At 72.0% G+C, this 18,028-nt stretch carries 19 protein-coding genes and 1 pseudogene; 8 read left to right on the top strand and 12 right to left on the bottom strand.

Annotated elements, in window-relative coordinates; translation table 11 throughout:
- Positions 1 to 24 precede the first annotated feature (24 nt).
- Positions 25 to 1,536: an FAD-dependent oxidoreductase gene (locus tag J2S44_RS40840; protein ID WP_310428686.1), complete on the top strand. Its 1,512-nt coding sequence runs from the start codon at positions 25 to 27 to the stop codon at positions 1,534 to 1,536.
- Here J2S44_RS40840 and J2S44_RS40835 read toward each other — a convergent pair.
- Genes J2S44_RS40835 through J2S44_RS40815 form a run of 5 tightly spaced genes read right to left on the bottom strand, consistent with a single transcriptional unit; the run spans position 1,485 to position 6,017 of the window.
- Positions 1,485 to 2,204 carry a DUF8817 family protein gene (locus tag J2S44_RS40835; protein ID WP_310428684.1) on the bottom strand — a complete coding sequence of 240 codons (720 nt, stop codon included), beginning with the start codon at positions 2,202 to 2,204 and terminating at the stop codon, positions 1,485 to 1,487. The two genes, J2S44_RS40840 and J2S44_RS40835, sit on opposite strands and share 52 nt — an antisense overlap.
- Before the next feature lie 35 nt (positions 2,205 to 2,239).
- Positions 2,240 to 2,629 carry a GntR family transcriptional regulator gene (locus J2S44_RS40830; protein ID WP_310428682.1) on the bottom strand — a complete coding sequence of 130 codons (390 nt, stop codon included), beginning with the start codon at positions 2,627 to 2,629 and terminating at the stop codon, positions 2,240 to 2,242.
- Between the two features lie 50 nt (positions 2,630 to 2,679).
- Positions 2,680 to 3,501, bottom strand: a complete 822-nt coding sequence (locus tag J2S44_RS40825) for an NAD-dependent epimerase/dehydratase family protein (RefSeq protein WP_310428681.1) — start codon at positions 3,499 to 3,501, stop codon at positions 2,680 to 2,682.
- Between the two features lie 37 nt (positions 3,502 to 3,538).
- Positions 3,539 to 4,564: an LD-carboxypeptidase gene (locus J2S44_RS40820; RefSeq protein WP_310428679.1), complete on the bottom strand. Its 1,026-nt coding sequence runs from the start codon at positions 4,562 to 4,564 to the stop codon at positions 3,539 to 3,541.
- Positions 4,565 to 4,568: 4 nt separating this feature from the next.
- The gene (locus J2S44_RS40815; RefSeq protein WP_310428676.1) at positions 4,569 to 6,017 is read right to left on the bottom strand and encodes an Hsp70 family protein; all 1,449 of its coding nucleotides are present in this window, start codon (positions 6,015 to 6,017) and stop codon (positions 4,569 to 4,571) included.
- Between the two features lie 132 nt (positions 6,018 to 6,149).
- Between J2S44_RS40815 and J2S44_RS40810 the strand changes: the two genes are divergently transcribed.
- Genes J2S44_RS40810 through J2S44_RS40790 form a run of 5 tightly spaced genes read left to right on the top strand, consistent with a single transcriptional unit; the run spans position 6,150 to position 9,751 of the window.
- Positions 6,150 to 6,908, top strand: a complete 759-nt coding sequence (locus tag J2S44_RS40810; RefSeq protein WP_310428675.1) for a glycerophosphodiester phosphodiesterase family protein — start codon at positions 6,150 to 6,152, stop codon at positions 6,906 to 6,908.
- Positions 6,909 to 6,924: 16 nt separating this feature from the next.
- Positions 6,925 to 8,292 (top strand): MFS transporter, encoded by a 1,368-nt coding sequence (locus J2S44_RS40805; protein ID WP_310428673.1) that lies wholly within the window; start codon positions 6,925 to 6,927, stop codon positions 8,290 to 8,292.
- A 41-nt stretch (positions 8,293 to 8,333) separates the two neighbouring features.
- Positions 8,334 to 8,675: an ArsR/SmtB family transcription factor gene (locus tag J2S44_RS40800; RefSeq protein WP_310428671.1), complete on the top strand. Its 342-nt coding sequence runs from the start codon at positions 8,334 to 8,336 to the stop codon at positions 8,673 to 8,675.
- A 3-nt stretch (positions 8,676 to 8,678) separates the two neighbouring features.
- Entirely contained in the window at positions 8,679 to 9,131 is a 453-nt protein-coding gene (locus J2S44_RS40795) for an SRPBCC family protein (RefSeq protein WP_310428670.1), read from the top strand.
- Positions 9,128 to 9,751 carry a dihydrofolate reductase family protein gene (locus J2S44_RS40790; RefSeq protein WP_374728055.1) on the top strand — a complete coding sequence of 208 codons (624 nt, stop codon included), beginning with the start codon at positions 9,128 to 9,130 and terminating at the stop codon, positions 9,749 to 9,751. Before J2S44_RS40795 ends, J2S44_RS40790 begins: the two co-directional genes overlap by 4 nt.
- Positions 9,752 to 9,764: 13 nt before the next feature.
- Here J2S44_RS40790 and J2S44_RS40785 read toward each other — a convergent pair whose 3' ends face one another.
- Positions 9,765 to 10,061, bottom strand: a complete 297-nt coding sequence (locus J2S44_RS40785; protein ID WP_310428666.1) for a YdeI/OmpD-associated family protein — start codon at positions 10,059 to 10,061, stop codon at positions 9,765 to 9,767.
- 68 nt (positions 10,062 to 10,129) lie between these two features.
- Between J2S44_RS40785 and J2S44_RS40780 the strand changes: the two are divergent.
- Positions 10,130 to 10,576: pseudogene (locus tag J2S44_RS40780) on the top strand (Tn3 family transposase); the annotation flags it as partial.
- Positions 10,577 to 10,727: 151 nt separating this feature from the next.
- Positions 10,728 to 13,523, top strand: coding sequence for an MXAN_6230/SCO0854 family RING domain-containing protein (locus J2S44_RS40775; protein WP_310428664.1), 2,796 nt, complete (start codon positions 10,728 to 10,730; stop codon positions 13,521 to 13,523).
- Between the two features lie 127 nt (positions 13,524 to 13,650).
- On the opposite strand, the gene J2S44_RS40770 is transcribed toward J2S44_RS40775, so the two are convergent.
- From J2S44_RS40770 to J2S44_RS40745, 6 genes are read right to left on the bottom strand one after another with little or no spacing between them, the layout of a single operon-like run.
- Complete coding sequence (locus tag J2S44_RS40770) at positions 13,651 to 14,307, bottom strand: GAP family protein (RefSeq protein WP_310428662.1); 657 nt, start codon at positions 14,305 to 14,307, stop codon at positions 13,651 to 13,653.
- A complete protein-coding gene (locus J2S44_RS40765; protein ID WP_310428661.1) occupies positions 14,304 to 14,834 on the bottom strand; it encodes a TetR/AcrR family transcriptional regulator in 531 nt (176 codons plus the stop codon). The genes J2S44_RS40770 and J2S44_RS40765 overlap by 4 nt, the downstream gene beginning before the upstream one ends.
- 58 nt (positions 14,835 to 14,892) lie before the next feature.
- A complete protein-coding gene (locus J2S44_RS40760) occupies positions 14,893 to 15,327 on the bottom strand; it encodes a hypothetical protein (protein WP_310428659.1) in 435 nt (144 codons plus the stop codon).
- Positions 15,328 to 15,354: 27 nt separating this feature from the next.
- Positions 15,355 to 16,194, bottom strand: a complete 840-nt coding sequence (locus J2S44_RS40755) for an SDR family NAD(P)-dependent oxidoreductase (protein ID WP_310428657.1) — start codon at positions 16,192 to 16,194, stop codon at positions 15,355 to 15,357.
- A gap of 14 nt (positions 16,195 to 16,208) precedes the next feature.
- Positions 16,209 to 17,141, bottom strand: a complete 933-nt coding sequence (locus J2S44_RS40750; protein WP_310428655.1) for a nucleoside hydrolase — start codon at positions 17,139 to 17,141, stop codon at positions 16,209 to 16,211.
- Positions 17,129 to 17,884 carry a sulfite exporter TauE/SafE family protein gene (locus tag J2S44_RS40745; protein WP_310428653.1) on the bottom strand — a complete coding sequence of 252 codons (756 nt, stop codon included), beginning with the start codon at positions 17,882 to 17,884 and terminating at the stop codon, positions 17,129 to 17,131. The genes J2S44_RS40750 and J2S44_RS40745 overlap by 13 nt, the downstream gene beginning before the upstream one ends.
- Between the last annotated feature and the right edge of the window lie 144 nt (positions 17,885 to 18,028).

Genomic DNA, 18,028 nt, shown 5'->3' with positions numbered 1-18,028 from the left:
CCGTACCCTCGGAGGGGTTTTGTCATGGAATTTCACGATGTGATCGTCGTCGGGGCGGGGCCCAACGGCCTGATGGCCGCCGCGGAGCTCGCTCTCGCCGGCGTCCGCCCGCTGGTCCTGGAGCGCGACCACGCCCCGCGGGAGGAGATGCGCGCGAACGGCATGGTCGGCCAGATCGTGCGGCTGCTCGACCGGCGTGGCCTGCTGTCCCGGCTGACCGGTGACGCCGCTCCCCCGCGCCCGGCCGATCACTTCATGTTCGCGGCCTTCCCGATGCCGTTCCACCGGCTGCCGGACAACCCGGTCCACACCGTCCTGGTGCCGCAGCGCCGGGTCGAGCAGGTGCTCGCGGAGCGCGCCGCCGAGCTGGGGGTGCGGGTCGTGCGCGGTCGTGCCGTGACGGCCCTGTCCCAGGACGCGGACGGTGTCACGGTCACCACGGCCGACGGTACGGTCCACGCCTGCTCGTGGCTGATCGGCGCGGACGGTGGCCGCAGCACGGTGCGGAAGCTGGCCGGGATCGGGTTTCCCGGGATCACCCACGACCGCACGGTCAGCCGTTCCGTCCATGTCCGCCTGGCCCCGGACGCGCTCGACCCGGACACGCGCGCGCTGCGGGTCCCCGGGTTCGGTGAGATCCCGCCGTTCCTGCACACCCGGCTGGACCGCGGCATGGTGTCGTTCGCCCCGTTCCCCGACGGCCGGGTGATGGTCAACGTCTCCGAGGTCGGCGCCGACGCCGGCCCGTCACCGGACGGCGGGCCGCCGATGACGGCGGAGGAGTTCCGGGCCGCGTTCACGCGCGTCGTCGGCGTGCCCGGCCCGTTCCCGGAGGTCACGCCGGTGCGGCGGCTGACCGGCGGGAACACCCGGCTGGCCGACCGCTACCGGGCGGGCCGGGTGTTCCTGGTCGGTGACGCCGCGCACGTGCACTCCGCGATCGGCGGCAACGGCCTGAACCTGGGTCTGCAGGACGCGGTCAACCTGTCCTGGAAGGTCGCCGCCGCGGTGCACGGCTGGGCGCCGCCCGCGCTGCTCGACACGTACGAGTCGGAGCGCCGCCCGGCCGGTGCCCGGGTCACCATGCAGACCACGGCCCAGGGCGTCCTGGTCGGTCCCGGCCCGGAGATCACCGCGTTGCGGACGCTGGTCGGTGAGCTGCTGCAGGATCCGCCCGCGCTCGCCCGGATCGCGGCGCTGATCTCCGGTGCCGACGTCGCCTACCCGCACACCACCCGCTGGGCCCCGGACCTGACCGTCGACGGCCGCCCGCTGTCGGAGTTCACCGGCACCGGCCGCCCGCTGCTGATCGACACGACGCCGGACCGGCGGCATGCCCGCGTCGCGGCCGGGTGGGCCGGGCGGGTCACGGTCGTCGCCGGCGCCGGTGACGCCAGCATGCTGATCCGCCCGGACGGCTACGTGGCCTGGGAGGACGGCGACGGTCTCGGGGCGGCGCTGACCCGCTGGTTCGGCGAGCCGGTTCACAGCCACGGGTCGAGCAGCGCCGGGTCGGCGACGGTGTCACGGACCTGACGTCTCTCGTCGCCGGTCAGGGTGATCCCGGCGAGCCGTTCGCCCCACTCGCCGGCCTTGCCGGGTTCGCCGAGCGCGGTCGACAGCTCGACCAGGGCGGCCAGCGCCGTCGCGCGTTCCAGCGTGGTGGCGCTGTCGCCGTGCCGGCGCAGCCCGGAGTTCAGCGCCCGGAACGCGGCCAGGTCGTCGTTCTTGAAGTCGCGCAGGATCCGGGCGTTGTCCAGCACCCGGGCGAGCCCGGTGAGGTGTGTGGCCCCGCCGTACTCGACCGACACCGGTTCGTCGCGCTGGATGAACACGATCGAGTTCCCGGACGGGTCGGTGATCGTGAACCGGGACGCGCCGGGCCGGAACCGGCTGATCCGCGGCTGCCCGGCCGCGAGGACCTTCCCGTAGCGGTCGCGCATCGCCGCGGTGAACGCGGCGTGGTAGGCGGCGACGGTATCGACCATGACGAGGCAGCCGCCGCCCGCCTCGGTTCCCGCGGCGGCGCGCCCGTAGTGCAGCGCGAACCCGCTCCACTCGAACGCCAGGTACAGGTACGGTTTCGTCTGCCGGTAGGTGACGGTGAAACCCATCGCCGGCCAGAACTCCAGCGTCGCGTCGATGTCGGTGCACGCCAGCAGCGGCACCACGGTCTCGTTGGCCTCGATCCGCTCGTCGCTCATGCCGTCGCAGTCTGCCCGATTTTCCGCCGTCGCGCCTATGGCCGCCCGCGCGTGGGCGTGGTGTCCGCCCGCAGGCCCAACGCGGCCCTGACCAGATCAAGAGCTTGTTCCGGTGGTACGCCGAGCGCCCGCGTCGCCGTCGCGTACTGCCCGGCGAGCCGCAGCGCCTCGGTGGACGCCCCGGCGGCCCGGGCGGTGATCACGGTCCCGTGCCGTCCGCGGGTCTCGACCAGCCCGGCCTGTTCCAGCTCCCGGTAGGCGCGGGCGACCGTGTTCACCGCCAGCCCGAGCTGCTCGGCGAGCGCCCGCACGGCCGGCAGCCGTGTCCCGGCCGCCAGGTCACCGTCCCGGGCCAGGCCCGCGACCTGGTCCCTGATCTGCGCGTACGGCGGCACGTCCCCGCCATCCTCGATCACAATCCGCACGCACCACTGTAAGACGCGCGGGTGGTGGGGCGGGTGGCGCGGTGACCGGGTCAGCTGAGGAAGTCGAGGGCGGTGAAGCGGGGCCGGTAGCCGAGCGCGCGGGCGGCGGCCCGGGAGTCGTAGACGCGGTCGATGCTGGCCGGCAGCCGCCAGCCGCGTTCGCGGAACGCGGCCGCGACCCGGGGCACCCGCTGCGTGATCAGCGTGGGTGCGTCGCGGAACAGGTCGCGGCAGTCGCCGGGGGTGAACGGGTACGGGCCGGCGATGTTGTAGGCGCCGGTGACCGCGGTCTGGCCGGCGGCGAGGACGATCGCGTCGGCGACGTCACCGACGCCGACCGCGCGGTGCAGCAGGTGACCGGCGAGCACGTGCGGGCGTTCCGGGAAGCAGCGGGCGATCCGCAGCGCGATCGCCGGGATCGGGCCGGACGCGATGAGGCGTTCCGCGGCGAGTGTGGTGTCGTCGTACACGTCGCGGGGTTTCGGGGTGAGTTCCTCGTCGACCCAGACGGCGGTGCCCTGCGCGACGAGCGCGTGCCCGTACACGCTGGTGGAGCTGATGTAGACGAGGCGGCGCACGCCGGCGCGGGCGGCGTCGCCGAGCAGCGCGGCGGTCGCGTCGACGTTGACGGCCCAGAACTCGGCGTCGGTGACGGTGCCGACGTGGGGTGCGTGCAGCGCGGCGACGTGCACGAGCGCGTCGGTGTCACGGACCGCGTCCGCGCGGACCTGCGGGTCGCGCAGGTCACCGACGACGTCGACCCACCGGCCGGGGGTGCGGTCGGTGCCGCGCACCGCCCAGCCGGCCTTGTCCAGTGCTTCCGCCGCCGCCGTGCCGACCAGGCCCGCCGCCCCCGTGACCACCACCCGCATGTGTTCCATCATCTCAGTTCCGGTGCCGGGGACACGGTCAGAAGTGCGCGATCAGCCGCCGACCGGGGCCGTCGACCGTGACCGGGCCGCCGTACGGGAGCACGTACTGCGGGTCGGTGTGCCCGACCGGCACGTCGAAGACCACGCAGGCGTCCGGCGCGTACGTGCCGACCGCCTGCAGGACCGCCTCGCGCTGCTCCCGGCGGTAGGTGTCGCGCACGGCGGGTGGCCGGGGGTGGCTGAGGCTGGTCGCCTTGGCCAGCCCGACGATGATCGCCGGGAAGCGGGCCAGCAGGCCGCGTTCGCCCATGTTGCGCAGGGTCCGGAAGACCTCGGTCGCGGACGGTGTCTCCTGCGAGGTCTCCACCAGCAGCACACATCCGTCGTACGCGGACGCGGGCTTGACGAACCGGGACACGGCCAGCGTCCAGGCGAGGATCTCCAGGTTGCCGCCCCACAGCCGGCCGGTGACGACCCGGTCCGGGCGGTGCCAGGTCCACTCCGGTGCGGGGAGGGTGGGTGCGGGGCCGTCCGCGGGTGCCGGGCCGGCCCAGTCGAGTTCGTCCTCGGCGAACGTGTCCACCGGTGCGATCTCCAGGTCGCCGCCGTGGAACAGCGCGTGCGTCAGCGAGCCGAGCGAGACCGGGTGCGGGCCGCCGGGCCGGGCGAGGTGGACCTGCGTCGACCCGCCGTGCAGCGCCGGGATGTCGTGGTACCACAGCCAGTTGAGCAGGTTGGTGTTGTCGCTGAAGCCGGCGAACGGTGTCGGCGGCACCGACGTGAACACCGCCGGGTCCAGGTGCGGCAGCACGGTGATCTGGTCGTTCCCGCCGATCGTCGCCATGATCGCGGCGATCGACGGGTCGGTCCACGCGGCGGTCAGGTCCGCGGCGCGGGCCGCGGCGGAGGCACCGGTCCGCCGGGTCGTCGGGTACTCCACCGGGATCAGGCCGAGCCGGTCGCGCAGCACGCGCATGGCGCGCTCGTGGACGTGCGGGAACACGCCGGGCGCGGCGAACGACGGGGACAGCACCGCCACGCGCGCGCCCGGCCGGATCCGCATCGGGTCAGTATGTGGTGTACGGCGTCGGGGTGGAGCCGGGGCCCCCGTCGGTCTCGGACTCCGGGAGCACGTACACGCACACGCAGCACAGGATCCAGATGATGTTGATCAGCGCGATCGCCCAGATCCAGCGCGGGTCCTTGTACCAGACGCGTTTCGGGCCGGTCATCACCGGCGGCCGCGGCGGCGCGATCGGGCCCTTGGCCATCATCGGCGGGTGCATCACCGGCTGCTGGTGCATCGGCGGCGGCGGGGCCTGGTGCATGACCGGCGGGGGCGGCTGCATCTGCGGCGGCCCGGACGTCGGGTAGGCCGGCCCACCGGACGTGGCGACCGGCCGGTACGGCGGCACGGACACCGGCGCGGGCCGCTGCGCGGGTGTGGGCGCGGGCCCGCCGTGGTAGGCGGCGCCCTCGGCGACGACGGTCTCCGGCTGTTCCAGCGTGGTCGGTGCGACCCCGAGCCGGTTGTGCAGCAGGCTGGCGACCAGCGGGATCCGCGACGAGCCGCCGACCAGGAACACCCCGGCCAGGTGGGTGGGGGCGAGCCGGGCGGCCGCGACGGTCTCCAGCAGCGTGTCGACGGTGCGGCCCAGGTGCGGGCGCAGCAGCCCGTCGAACTCCTCGCGGGTGACGTGCGCGGAGATGTCCATCGACGGCACGTGCACGTCCGCGCTGTTGGCCCGCGACAGCGACTCCTTCGCGCCGCGCACGTCGTCGTAGAGCAGCGTGCGCTGCCGGCGCTGGGCCGCGTCGCGGGGCGCGATCAGGCCCTGCCAGAGCGGGTTCGCGCCGGCGCCGTACGCGCGGCCGAGGTGGTCGACGAGCAGCTGGTCGAAGTCGAGACCGCCGAGGTCGTGCAGGCCGCGCTGGGCGAGGACCTCGAACCCGGCCGGGCCGGCGTGCCGGACCACGGCCGCGTCGAACGTGCCACCGCCGAGGTCGTAGATGGCCAGCGCGCGGCCGGGTGCCAGGTGCGCGCCGAGGACCGCGGTGTAGTAGGAGGCGGCCGCGACCGGTTCGGCGATCAGCCGCGGCTGCGGCAGCCCGGCCAGGCGGGCGGCCTCGAACAGCGCGGCCCGGCGCCGTTCGCCCCACTGCGCGGGGTGCGTCATGCGCAGCTCGTCGGGTGCGCCGCCGAGGTGCCGGGCGGCTTCCTCACCGACGCGGCGCAGCACGGCGGCGATCAGCTGGGCGACCGGGACCTCACCGCCGCCGAGCAGGACCGCGCCGTCGTCGATGCGGCGTTTCGGGTTCGGTTCGAACCGGGACGGGTCGTGCAGCGCGGACCGTTCCGCGTCCCGGCCGGTCCGGATCTGGCCGTTGCCGTCCAGGTAGACGCACGACGGCAGCAGCGGCGAGGAGTCGAAGACCAGTGCGCGTGCCGGGCCGTTGTTCGCCCGCACCACGGCCACGGTGTTGGAGGTGCCGAAATCGATCGCCAGGACGCGCATCGGGACACCCTAAAGCACCGGCGATCATGAGGGCACGTGGGGACAGCGCGCCGTGACCGTCGGCTTCCCGACGCAAAATCTGTTCACCGTCCGGATGCCCGCGCGACGGTGGCCACCCGGCATACTGCGCGGGTGGATCACCCGTACCTGGACACGCCGCGGCCGATCGCGTTCGCTCATCGCGGCGGTGCCGCGGACGGCCCGGAGAACACGGCCGAGTCGTTCGCCCGTGCGGTCGCGCTCGGCTACCGGTACGTGGAGACCGACGTGCACACCACCGCGGACGGCATCCCGGTGATCTTCCACGACCCGGACCTGCGGCGGCTCACCGGCCGACCGGAACGGGTGACGGAGCTGACCTGGGCGGACCTGTCGACGGTCCGGGTCGCGGGCGCGGCCGCCGTACCCCGGCTGGACGAGGTCCTGGACGCGTGGCCGCACGTGCGGTTCAACATCGACGTCAAGGCCGACGGCGCCGAGGAACCCACCGTCCGGGTGATCGAGTCCGTGGTCGCGCAGGACCGGGTGCTGCTGGCCGGCTTCTCCGACGCGCGGCTGACCCGCATCCGCGCGCTCGCGCCGCGGATCGCCACGTCGATGGGCATGCGGACGGTCGCGAAGCTGCGGGTCGCGTCCCTGACCGGCCGGCGGCTGCGGCTGCCCGCGTCGGTCGTGGCCGCGCAGGTCCCGGTCCGGTACGGGCGGCTGCCGGTCGTCGACACCCGGTTCGTGCGGGCCGCGCACGCGCAGGGCTTGCAGGTCCACGTGTGGACCATCGATGATCCCGCGCAGATGCACGCGCTGCTCGACCTCGGCGTGGACGGCATCATGACCGACCGTCTCGACGTGCTCCGGGACGTCTACACCCAGCGCGGCGTCTGGCCCGCCTGACATATCTGGACACCTGATGACTGCTGCTGTGGTGACCACCCGCCGGGAACGCACCGGCTGGTACTTCTACGACTGGGCGATGTCCGCGTTCTCCACCACGGTGATCACCGTGTTCCTCGGCCCGTTCCTGACCAGCGTCACCGAGGTCGCGGCCGGCTGCGAGCTGGGCGCGGACACCTGCGACGCGACCGTCTCCCCGCTGGGTTTCCCGATCGCGCCCGGCTCGTTCTACCCGTACCTGGTGTCGCTGTCGGTGCTGTTGACCGTGTTCGTGCTGCCGGTCACCGGCGCGATCGCGGACCGCTCCCGGCACAAGAAGACGATGCTGGCCGGGACCGCGTTCCTCGGCGCCGGCGCGACGATCGCGATGGCGTTCGTGACCGGCGACCGATACCTGCTCGGCGGCGCCCTGTTCGTGATCGGCAACGTCGCGCTCGGCGCGTCCGTCGTCGTCTACAACTCGTTCCTGCCGCAGCTCGGCGGCCCGGACGAACGCGACCGGATCTCCAGCCGCGGCTGGGCGCTGGGCTACCTCGGCGGCGGCCTGCTGCTCGCGCTGAACCTGGTCGCGCTGACCGTGTTCGAGAACCCGGACGACCCGCGGTCGACGCTGGACATCGCGCGCTGGTGCATCGTGTCCGCCGGTGTCTGGTGGGCGCTGTTCACGCTCGTACCGCTGATCTGGCTCACCGAGCGCCCGTCCGCGGAGGCGGCCGCCGACCGGGGTGGGCGCGGCGTGCTGACCGACGGGTTCGTGCAGCTCGGCCACACGATCAGGCAGATGCGCGCGTACCCGCTGACGTTGTTCTTCCTGGCCGCGTTCCTCGTCTACAACGACGGCATCCAGACCGTGATCAGTCTCGCCAGCCAGTACGGCACCGAGGAGCTGCGCCTCGGCCAGTCCACGCTGATCATCACGATCCTGATCGTGCAGTTCCTCGCGTTCGGCGGCGCGCTGCTGCTCGGCCGGGTCGCGGCCGTGATCGGCGCGTGGAAGACCGTGCTGGCCAGCCTGGCGCTGTGGACGTTCGTCATCCTCGGCGCGTTCTGGCTGCCGGCCGAGGCCCCGGTGCCGTTCATGGTGCTCGGCGCGTGCATCGGCCTGGTGATGGGCGGCAGCCAGGCGCTGTCGCGGTCGCTGTTCTCGCAGCTGATCCCGGCCGGCAAGGAGGGCGAGTACTACGGCTTCTACGAGATCAGTGACAAGGGCACGTCGTGGCTCGGGCCGCTGCTGTTCGGCCTGGTCTTCCAGCTGACCAGCAGCTACCGGATCGGCCTGATCAGCCTGCTGGTCTTCTTCGTCGCCGGCTTCGCGCTGCTGCTGTTCGTCCCGGTCCGGCGCGCCATCGTCGCCGCGGGCAACACCCCGCCGAAGCTGATCTGAGACCCTTGACGTTTTCCCATATGGGAAAATAAAGTGTGGTCATGGCACGAGCAGCGACGACCTCGGACGCGTTCAACGCGATAGCCGAACCGCAGCGCCGGGACATCCTGGCGCTGCTGCGCGCCGGCGAACGCCCCGCCACCGACCTCGCCCGCGCACTCGGCATGAGCGCGCCACAGGCGTCCAAACACCTGCGGGTGCTCCGCGAGGTCGGGCTGGTCCAGGTCCGGGAGGCGGGCCGGGAACGCGTCTACGGCCTCGACGCCCGCGGCCTGCAACCGATCCACGAATGGGTCGGCGGGTTCGAGCGGTTCTGGAACGACAGCTTCGACCGGCTCGACACCTACGTCCAGGACCTGAAGCAGACACGGCAGGAGAACTGACCGATGACCGACCGCGAAATCCTCGTCTCCCGCACCATCGACGCACCACGCGACCTGGTCTTCGAAGCGTTCACCGAGGTCCGGCACCTGTCCCGGTGGTGGGGCCCGGACGGGTTCACCACCACCACCCACGCCTTCCGGTTCACCGTCGGCGGCGAATGGACGTTCGTCATGCACGGCCCCGACGGCACCGACTACCCCGAGTGGATCACCTGGACCGAGATCGTCGCACCCGAACGGATCACGCTGCTGCACGGCGAGACCCCCGGCGACCCGAACGCGTTCGAAACCGTCCTGACCTTCACCGCCGACGGCACGGCCACCCACGTCGAGATGCGCACCGTCTTCCCGACCAAGGCCCAGCGCGACGAGGCCGCCGAGAAGTACCACGCGATCGAGGGCGGCCGGCAGACCCTCGGCAACCTCGCCGCCTACGTCACCGCCACGGCCCGCTGATGGCCGGCACCGTCTTCTTCAGCGTGTCCATGTCACTGGACGGCTTCATCGCCCCCGAATCACCCGACGAACTGATGGGACGGCAGTGGGTCAAGCTGCAGTCCTGGGTGTTCCCGCAACGGTTCTTCCGGGAAAACCTCCACCTCGGCACCGGCGGCGAACAGGGCCGCGACAACGACATCCTCCGCGAGACGTTCGACCGCACCGGCGCGACCGTCATGGGCCGACGCATGTTCGACGCCGGCGAGCCGGCCTGGCCGGACGAGGCACCGTTCCACACCCCCGTCTTCGTCGTCACCCACGGCAGACGAGACCCGTGGGAACGGCCCGGCGGCACCACCTTCCACTTCGTCACCGACGGCATCGACGCGGCACTCGACGCCGCCCGCACCGCCGCCGGCAACCGCGACGTCCGCATCGCCGGCGGCGCCCGGACGATCCTGCAGTACCTCAACGCCGGCCTGATCGACGAATTCTCCATCGCGCTGTCCCCCGTCCTGTTCGGCACCGGCATCCGCCTGTTCGACGGCATCGACGACTCGACCGTCGAACTCCACCAACTCGGCGCCGAAACCTCACCACGCGTCACCCACCTGCGGTACGCGGTCCGCCGCCGGTAACCACCGACCCCGGTCAACCGGGATCCTCGCAGCCGGCGTCCGCCGGCAGGGCGCGGACCAGCGCCTCGATGCGGCGTCGACGCGTCAAGGCGTGAACGGCGTCCTCGATCGGCTGCAGCAGCCGCCGGCGCTCGGCCGGACGGCAACGCGCGAAGCCGGCGTCCCGGCCACCGGCGGCGAGAGCGGCCCGCACGTCCGCCGGCCACCGGCACGTGGTCCGGATCGGCCGGTCGCAGCCGGCACGCCACGACGTCCCCGTCCCCGTACCCGGCCGGCGCGCCGGGCCGTACGTGGTCGTCCATCCGTTCACCAGTTCCTGCGGGTCTCGGCGCGGCGCTGCCGACCCGGTGCGCTCGACCGCGGGTGCGCGCCGCCGGGCTCGACGAGACGCTGCTGCTGTTCGACCAGGCGATATCCGGCCGGGAAGCGGCCGCGAAGCAGAAGGTCGCCGAGGCGCTCGCAGAGCGGGCGAAGGGCGGGGAGAACCGGCAGCAGCTGCTGGAGGAGATCCTGACCATCGTGCTCGACACCGGGATCGGCAACGAGCAGATCGGCGGTTTGCTGCGCACCGGCATCGGCCCGGACCGGATGCGGGCGTGGGCCGAGCGCCGTGAGCGGCTGCCGCGTGACCACGGGCAGTTGAGCATGCTGGACGCGTCGATGTCGTACCTGTGTCAGTTCGCTCCGGCCGTTTTCACGGCGGTCGGGTTCGCCGGCAGGCCCGGCACCGAGCAGCTGCTTCAGGCGGTGCGCATGCTGACCGCCCTGTATACGACCGGGGCGCACGAGGTCCCGGCCGATGCGCCGGTGGGGTCCGTATCGGCGCCGCCCGAACAAATTCGGTCGCGGATGGTCTGAAGATCGTTCTAGGATCGGCGGCGCGGTGGGCGGCTCCCTACGGTGCTTCCTTCTCTCCCAACCTTCGGATAATTAGCGTCGTTTCCTCCCGCCCACCGCCTCATGGGGAGGATTACTTTTGGACCAGCTGGCCACCGTCGTGCTGCGGCGCACCGGGCGGGTCACCGTCGTCGGCGCTGGGCAGGCACCCACCGACGGGGCTGAGTGGTCGGCCGCGCTCGAAGCCGATCTCGCCGGACGCGGTTGGCTGATGCGCGATGAGTTGCGCAAGGCCACCACGCGGCTGGCGGTGACGGTGCGGGTTCAATGGGCCGACTGGCTACTCGCCGTGCTCGACGAGGACACCGGGGCGGATCGCCCGTTGATGCCGCTCTATCGATCGTTTCCGAACACGCCCCGCGATCCGGCGGCTGTCTTCGTGCGGCGGCTGCTCACCCATCTGTTCGCGGTGCCGGGAGCGCCGTGCGCGCTGTGCGGGCGTGACGAGATCGGGTCGCCCCTGGATCCGTGCGGACATCCGGTCTGCCCAGCCTGCTTCCCTCCGGAGCAGGTCAGTGGATGTCCGGTCTGCGGACGGCGGCTGAACTCGGGGGACCCCTACCTAACGCCGGTAGCGCCGCCACCGACCTCGCGGCCGGGGAATCCGCTGGCCGAGGACCTGCCGCCGGTCCGGATCGCTGGTCTGGAGACCGATCCGTACGCTGCCGCCGTGGAACTCCGGGATGAGTTGATCGCCCGGCCGGGCGCGTTGAGCGACAGTGATCGTGCCGATCTGAAAGCCCTGATATCGGTCACCGCGCCGGGGCGGCTCGGCTGGCTGCCCGAGGTCGTTCCCAGCCGGGAGACGCATGCGCTGGTCATCGCCTGGGCACTACGGGAGTCACCGCAGGTCGTCGACGAAGCCAGGGCGCGCTGGGACACGGTCACCGATGCGGCCCGGACCCTATGGGCCTACTCCGACGGTGATCCCGGGCTGGTAGAACTGTCGTCGAGGGTGCGAGCCCTGCCCCGGGCGCTGCGGCGGGCCGTGCTCACTCACCTGGACTCACGCGGGGCGGTCAACGGGACCGAGGACATGCTGCGCCATGCGACGGTGTGGAAGCGGCTCGGGGAGCGGCTCCACCCGTACGAGAAGGTGCGAAGGTATCCGTCGGCCGCTGTAGCGTTCGCGGCGTTGCGCGGCACCCGCGCTGAGCGATCCGGCGCACTCGGCCAGGCCATCGTGGAGCGGGCCTGCGATCAGCTCGACGTCTCCACCCATCCGGACGGCACCGTATCGGTTCGGCTGCGTAGTCACGCGTCGCTGGTCGAGCAGGCTCTCGCCGGTGGTGACGTGACTGGCGCCGTCCGGCTGCTCACCCGTCGGCCGGGTGATCTGTGGCGCCGTCTCGACCATCTGCTGCGTGCTGCCGGGGACTCGCCTTCCTCGCTGGCAGCGGTCACCTCGGCGCTGCAGGAGACCGCGCCGCGGGTATCGCCCGGCGTTCTCTCCGCAGCGGCGGCCCAACTGTCCCACCGCGATGCAACTGTCCGGGCATCGCCGGCTGACGTGGCGGTTCTCCAGCGGTCCCGGGCCGGTGCGCTGGCCGCCCGCCGGGCCCGCGAACAGACTACAGTCCCCATGGCGACCAGCCTCGACGGCGTTCTGCGTGACGCCGCCCGCCGCCACGGCTGGTCCTCCGCCGTTACGGAGTCCTTTCAGTCCTCGGTCGCTCCCGCGCAGGCGGTCGGTCAGCCGCAGGCGCCGAGCCTTGTCGGTGGGCGGCCCGGGCCGGGCATGCCGCGGCGGGTCTTCTTCCCGCGCGGCAGCGTCGTCACCACCTGGACCGAGCCGGAAAACCGCACGGCCCTGCTGCCTTCGACGATCGCGACGGTTCGGGCGATCGTCGATGACGAATTGACCGGACGGGCCTCGGTGCTGCCACGGTTCGACCTGGCGGTGCTCGACGGGGCGCTCGCCGACGTGCCGGCACCGGTGCGGGAGCGGGCCGGATCCGCACAGCTCGCGGGATGGCCGCGAGGCAGTGTGCGAACCCTGCCACCGGCCGGAATTCTACGGCTCTTCCTGCACTGGGAGGAGCCCGAGAAGACCCGGGTCGACCTGGACCTGTCGTGTGCCTTCTTCGATGCGAACTGGCAGCGGGCCGGGTACTGCGACTACACCCGGCTGCGGTTCGCTGGGGACGCCGCGATCCACTCCGGTGACCTGACCTCGGCCCCGGCACCGCTGGGCGCCACCGAATACCTCGACCTCGACATGGATCTGCTGGCCGCGGCGGGTGCGAGGTACGCCGTACCGATGATCTTCAGCTTCAACGCCGTCCCATTCGAGGCGATGACCGCCGCGATCGCCGGCCTGATGCTGCCGTTGCGTGGCGGCGAACAGTTCGACGCCGCCCGCGTCGCACAGAGGTTCGACCTGCGGGGCGATGCCCGGATGATGATGCCGTTCGTTGTTGACCTGGACCGGCGTCGCCTGCTCTGGACCGACCTGACACTGCCCGCTTCCGCTGACTACTACGACGTTGGCCGCTTCGGCGACCAGCTCGCCCGAGCGGCCGCCGACCAGCAGGAACACTTCCTCGGCGGCCACCGCACCACGGTGCTTGATGTTCTGGCCTGGCACGCCGCCGCCCGGGCCGATCGCATCCTGGTCACCCACCCCGACGGCACCCACACCGAGGTCCTACCGTCCCCTGCCGCGATCCGCGCCGCGGCCGCCCAACCCACCGGTGATCTTCCGGCCGTCGTCGAGACCGGATTGACGATGTTGGCTGGCGCTGTCGATGTCGCGTCCCTGGACGGCCTGGCACCGGGACCGAGTTCGGTGGCTCTGACGGTGGCTGGCCGTCCAGGCTCGCCGTGGACCGCGCTGGGCACGATCGACCTGCTGGGCGAGCTGCCGTCGGCCTGACGGAGTCGGCGACTGAGAAAGTCGCGGCGGTGCACGAGCTGATCCGTCACGTGCGGTGACGAGGAAGGCTCGTGGAGGCCCGAACTCGCGACAGTTGAATAAGCGATCTCACCAGTCGGGTGGGCCTTCAGGCCAGGACGGCGACGCTGAGCACGCCGGCGGCCGCGACGAGGTAGCCAGCCGCGACGGGCACGCTGCGCGGCTGCTTCTTCTCCGTGCCGAGCCGTTCGTAGAGGCCGCCGAGGCGACGGCGGACCCGGTCACCGCGGACCGCACCGGCGATCAGCAGCAGCAGGCAGTAGACCAGCGCGTACCCGGCGATGACCAGCAGCGAGCGGGTGGTGCCGGCGTCCGCGTTCACGATGCGTTCGATGGCGATGAAGTACGGGAACGCGTTGGGCAGGTCCGCGCCGGTCATGACCGTGCCGAGCACCGCGGCGCTGGCCGGGTTGACCCAGCCCGGCACGGTGACCGCCGGGCGGACCCGGTCCCGCAACCGGCGCAGCCCACCCGCGGCCAACGCCACCGCGGCCACCGTGAACGCGACCCGGCGCACCCAGACCAGACCGTTCCCGGCCGCGTCCGCGGCGACGTCAGCACCCAGGTACACCACGGCGCCGAGCGCCAGGACCGTCAGGTAGGCGCCGGCGACGAACCCGGCCGCCGCCCGGGCGGGATGCGCCATCGGGGCGAGCAGCAACAGGGCCACCCCGGCGATCGTCGCGGGGTTCAGCGCGTCCAGCAGAGCCAGGCCGGCGATCCCGGCCAGCAGCACGGCGGTCACGACCGCACCCCTCCGGCCGAGGTGGGCAGGCCGAGGTGGTGCAGCAACTGTTCCACCTCGTCCGACGTCGGCGGCGGGCCGGTGAGCGCGGCCAGGAACAGGCCGTCACCGACGAGCCGCACCAGCCGCGCCCGGACCGGGTCGCCCACCTCGGCGGTCAGCATCCGCTGCCAGCGCCGCTCCGCGTCGCCGACCTCGTCCGGCAGGTCGAACTCCCCGGTCGTGGTCAACCGCAGCATCGACATCATCGCCCGGTACACCGTGCGCTCGTCCGGCGCGGGCACCGACAACCGCAACCAGGCGGCGGCCATCGTGCCCCGCGCCGCCGCCTCGGTCAGCCGCGCGTCGAAGCGGTGCACCGCCCGGGTCACCAGCGCCCGCAACAGCGACTGCTTGTCGAAGTGATAGAGCAGGCCGCCCTTGCTCACCCCCGCCGCGGCCGCCACCGCCTCCAACGCCGGTGGCACCTGACCGGCCGTGATCAGCTCCTCGGCTGCGTCCACAATGCGTTCCCGTGCCGTTGCCATACCGCCACTGTACCGTCCGGACGGTACAGTTCGCGGGCGTCGGCGCACCCGACCGGAACTACCGGGCCTCTTCCACCTGCTCCTCGGTCCACCCGATGAACTCCGCCAGCGCCGCCGAACTCGTACCCGTCCCCGACACCCACTGCTGCAACACGATCCCCAGATCACCCGGCAGACCGTCCGCCGGGATCGGCCGGTACGGCTCCGGATCGAACGAGATCTCGTCCACGTGCAACCACAGATCATCCGGGTCCAACCGCTCCCGGACCTCGTCGAACTCGTCGATGCCCTGCTGACCCGACGCGATCGTCTCCCCGGTCCGCCAGTCGTGCAGACTCCACTGCGCGCCGTGCGTCCGGCCACCCGTGATGATCCGGTGCCCGGCGGCCTCCTCGGCCGCGATCCGGTCCAGCCGGCGCTGTTTGAGATCCCTGTTGTGCAGCAGCACGCGGCGCAGATGCCCGCGGACCGCGTCGGTCGCGTCGTCAGTCACAACAACGATCTTGCCGGAAGGTGAAAATCACACGGCGAACGGGACCCCGGTCAACTCCTCCGACACCGCCCACAACCGCTCACCCAACCCCGGATCCGCCGACCCCACCACCGGCGCCACCACCACCGGCCCACCCCACAACTGCAGAAACGACGGACCCACGAACGCACCGGACACCGCATCCGCGGACGTCGCCGCGAACAACGCCGGCAACGCACCCACCGCGGCCGGCTGACCGAACACCGGATTCATCACCCGGCCCACCGCCGCCCGCACCCCCGACGGGCCACTGGTCTGCAACCGCGACCGCGCATAACCCGGATGCGCCAACAGACTCGTACCGCCACGACGATGCAACTCCAGACCGAACACCACGTTCGCGTACTTCGACTGCGCGTACGCACCCTCCGGCGAATACCGCCGCCGCACATAGTTCGGATCGTCCAGATCCAGCCGACCCGTCCGATGCAGGATCGACGACATCGTCACCACCCGCGCACCCGCCCGCCGCCGCGGCCACAACAACGCCGTCAACGCGAAATGCCCGAGATGATTCACCCCGAACTGCCACTCGAAACCCTGCCGGGTACGCCGCAACGGCGGCCACATCACCCCGGCATTGTTGACCAGCACGTCAAAACCGTCCACCGACGCCGCGAACCCGGCCACCACGTCCAGATCCGCCAGATCCAGCCGCCGCGCGTCCACCCCCGGCACCACCGCCGGATCACGCACCCCATGGATCACGTGCGCACCGTGCCGGGCCAACTCCCCCGCGATCACCGCACCCAGCCCGCTGGACGTACCCGTGACCACCGCGACCTTCCCGCTGAGATCCGGAATGTCCGCAGCCCGCCACATCGCCATCCGGCGAGCATATGTCAGACGATCCGGTCCAGAACGAACCGCACCACCGCCGCGAAATCCGCCCCCACCGCCACCGACACCCCGGACGAACCACCCGGCCCCACCGGATCGACCCGCGTCCGCCCCCGCTCCGCGCCCAACCCGTGATCCACCACCACCCGGGCCGGCCGACACTCCAGAATCCCCGGCCGGACCGCCTCCGCCACCGCCACCGCGTCATGCATCGGCACCCCACCACCGGCCGGCGCACCGTGCACGTACTCCGCGATCGCATCCGCCACCAGCGAACCCGCACCACCCGCCGCACGCAACCGGGCCGCGTCCACCGGACCGATCAACGTCCGCAACGTCACGTCCAGACCCACCACCGTCGTCGGCACCACCCGCGCCAGACCCGGCGCCGTCAACACCCGGTACGCCGCCTCCGGATCCGCCCACACGTTGAACTCCGCCACCGGCGTGATGTTGCCGCCACCCGCCGCGCCACCCATCACCACCAGCCGCCCCAACCGGGCAGCCACCGCCGGATACACCGCGAACAGCAACGCCACGTTCGTCAACGGCCCGGTCGCCACCAACGTCACCGGACGATCCGCCGACTCGATCGCCGCCGCCAGGAACGACACCGCATGCACACCCACCGGCTCCGCCGGCGACACCGGCAACCGCGCCCCACCCAGACCGGAATCGCCGTGCGCACCCCGATGCCCCCGCAACCCCGCCACCACCAACGGCCGGTCCGCGCCCACCGCCACCGGCACATCCGGCCGGCCCGCCAACGCCAACACGTCCAGGGCATTACGGGCGGTCAACGCACCACCCACATTCCCCGCGACCGTGCTCACGCCCAGCAGCTCCACCTCCGGGCTCGCACACGCCAGCAGCAACGCCACCATGTCGTCGATACCGGGATCACAATCGATCAGCAGCGGTGTCAGGCCATCCACTGGTCCCACGATAGTTTCACCAGCAACGCCAGCACCACCACCAGCAACACCACCCGCACGAAACCCGAACCACGCCGCAACGCCATCCGCGCCCCGAACGCCGCCCCCACCACGTTGCACACCGCCATCGCCAGACCCAACGTCCAGAAGATGTGCCCACCCCACCCGAACACGACCAGCGCACCCAGGTTCGTACCCGCGTTCACCATCTTCGCCATCGCCGACGCATGCACGAAATCCGCGCCGATCACCGTCGTGAACGCCAACACCAAAAACGTGCCCGTCCCCGGCCCGATCATCCCGTCATAGAACGCGATCAACCCACCCGCGACCGCCACCACCACCGCCGCCCGCGACCGCGTCCGCTTCGCCGGATCCGACGTCACACCCATCTGCGGCCGGAACGTCACGAACAACGCCACACCCGCCAGCACACCCAACACCACCGGCCGGTACGCCGACGCCGGCACACTCCCCGCCAACACCGCACCCACCCCGGACAACACCACCGCGGCCCCCGCCGCCGGACCCGCCACCCACCAGTCGATCTTCGTCCGGCGCGCGTACGTCACCGCCGCCGTCGCCGTACCCGCGATCGCCGCCAGCTTGTTCGTCCCCAACGCCGTCGCCAACGGCACCCCCGGCGCCGCGATCATCAACGCCGGCAGCAACAACAACCCGCCACCACCGACCACCGCGTCGACCCAACCCGCAGCCGCGGCCGCCACCAGCAGAACCGCCACCTGACCCGCGTCCACCTACAGACCACGCCTCATCCGCAGCCACCAACCGGCGACCGCACCGGCGACAAACACCAACGCGAGGCAGAACAAGGCTTTAACCAGCACGGACGCCACCGTACCCGCGCGCCGTACCCCCACTCGGCA

Origin of the sequence: Catenuloplanes niger (assembly GCF_031458255.1) — a bacterium.
Lineage (GTDB): Bacteria > Actinomycetota > Actinomycetes > Mycobacteriales > Micromonosporaceae > Catenuloplanes > Catenuloplanes niger.
This window is presented reverse-complemented; position numbering and strand designations above follow the sequence as displayed.

Coding starts and splice junctions, on each gene's coding strand:
- J2S44_RS40795 (WP_310428670.1), top strand. CDS start 8,679: ATGACCGACCGCGAAATCCTCGTCTCCCGCACCATCGACGCACCACGC.
- J2S44_RS40835 (WP_310428684.1), bottom strand. CDS start 2,204: ATGAGCGACGAGCGGATCGAGGCCAACGAGACCGTGGTGCCGCTGCTG.
- J2S44_RS40755 (WP_310428657.1), bottom strand. CDS start 16,194: ATGGCGATGTGGCGGGCTGCGGACATTCCGGATCTCAGCGGGAAGGTC.
- J2S44_RS40800 (WP_310428671.1), top strand. CDS start 8,334: ATGGCACGAGCAGCGACGACCTCGGACGCGTTCAACGCGATAGCCGAA.
- J2S44_RS40765 (WP_310428661.1), bottom strand. CDS start 14,834: ATGGCAACGGCACGGGAACGCATTGTGGACGCAGCCGAGGAGCTGATC.
- J2S44_RS40805 (WP_310428673.1), top strand. CDS start 6,925: ATGACTGCTGCTGTGGTGACCACCCGCCGGGAACGCACCGGCTGGTAC.
- J2S44_RS40815 (WP_310428676.1), bottom strand. CDS start 6,017: ATGCGCGTCCTGGCGATCGATTTCGGCACCTCCAACACCGTGGCCGTG.
- J2S44_RS40825 (WP_310428681.1), bottom strand. CDS start 3,501: ATGCGGGTGGTGGTCACGGGGGCGGCGGGCCTGGTCGGCACGGCGGCG.
- J2S44_RS40840 (WP_310428686.1), top strand. CDS start 25: ATGGAATTTCACGATGTGATCGTCGTCGGGGCGGGGCCCAACGGCCTG.
- J2S44_RS40820 (WP_310428679.1), bottom strand. CDS start 4,564: ATGCGGATCCGGCCGGGCGCGCGCGTGGCGGTGCTGTCCCCGTCGTTC.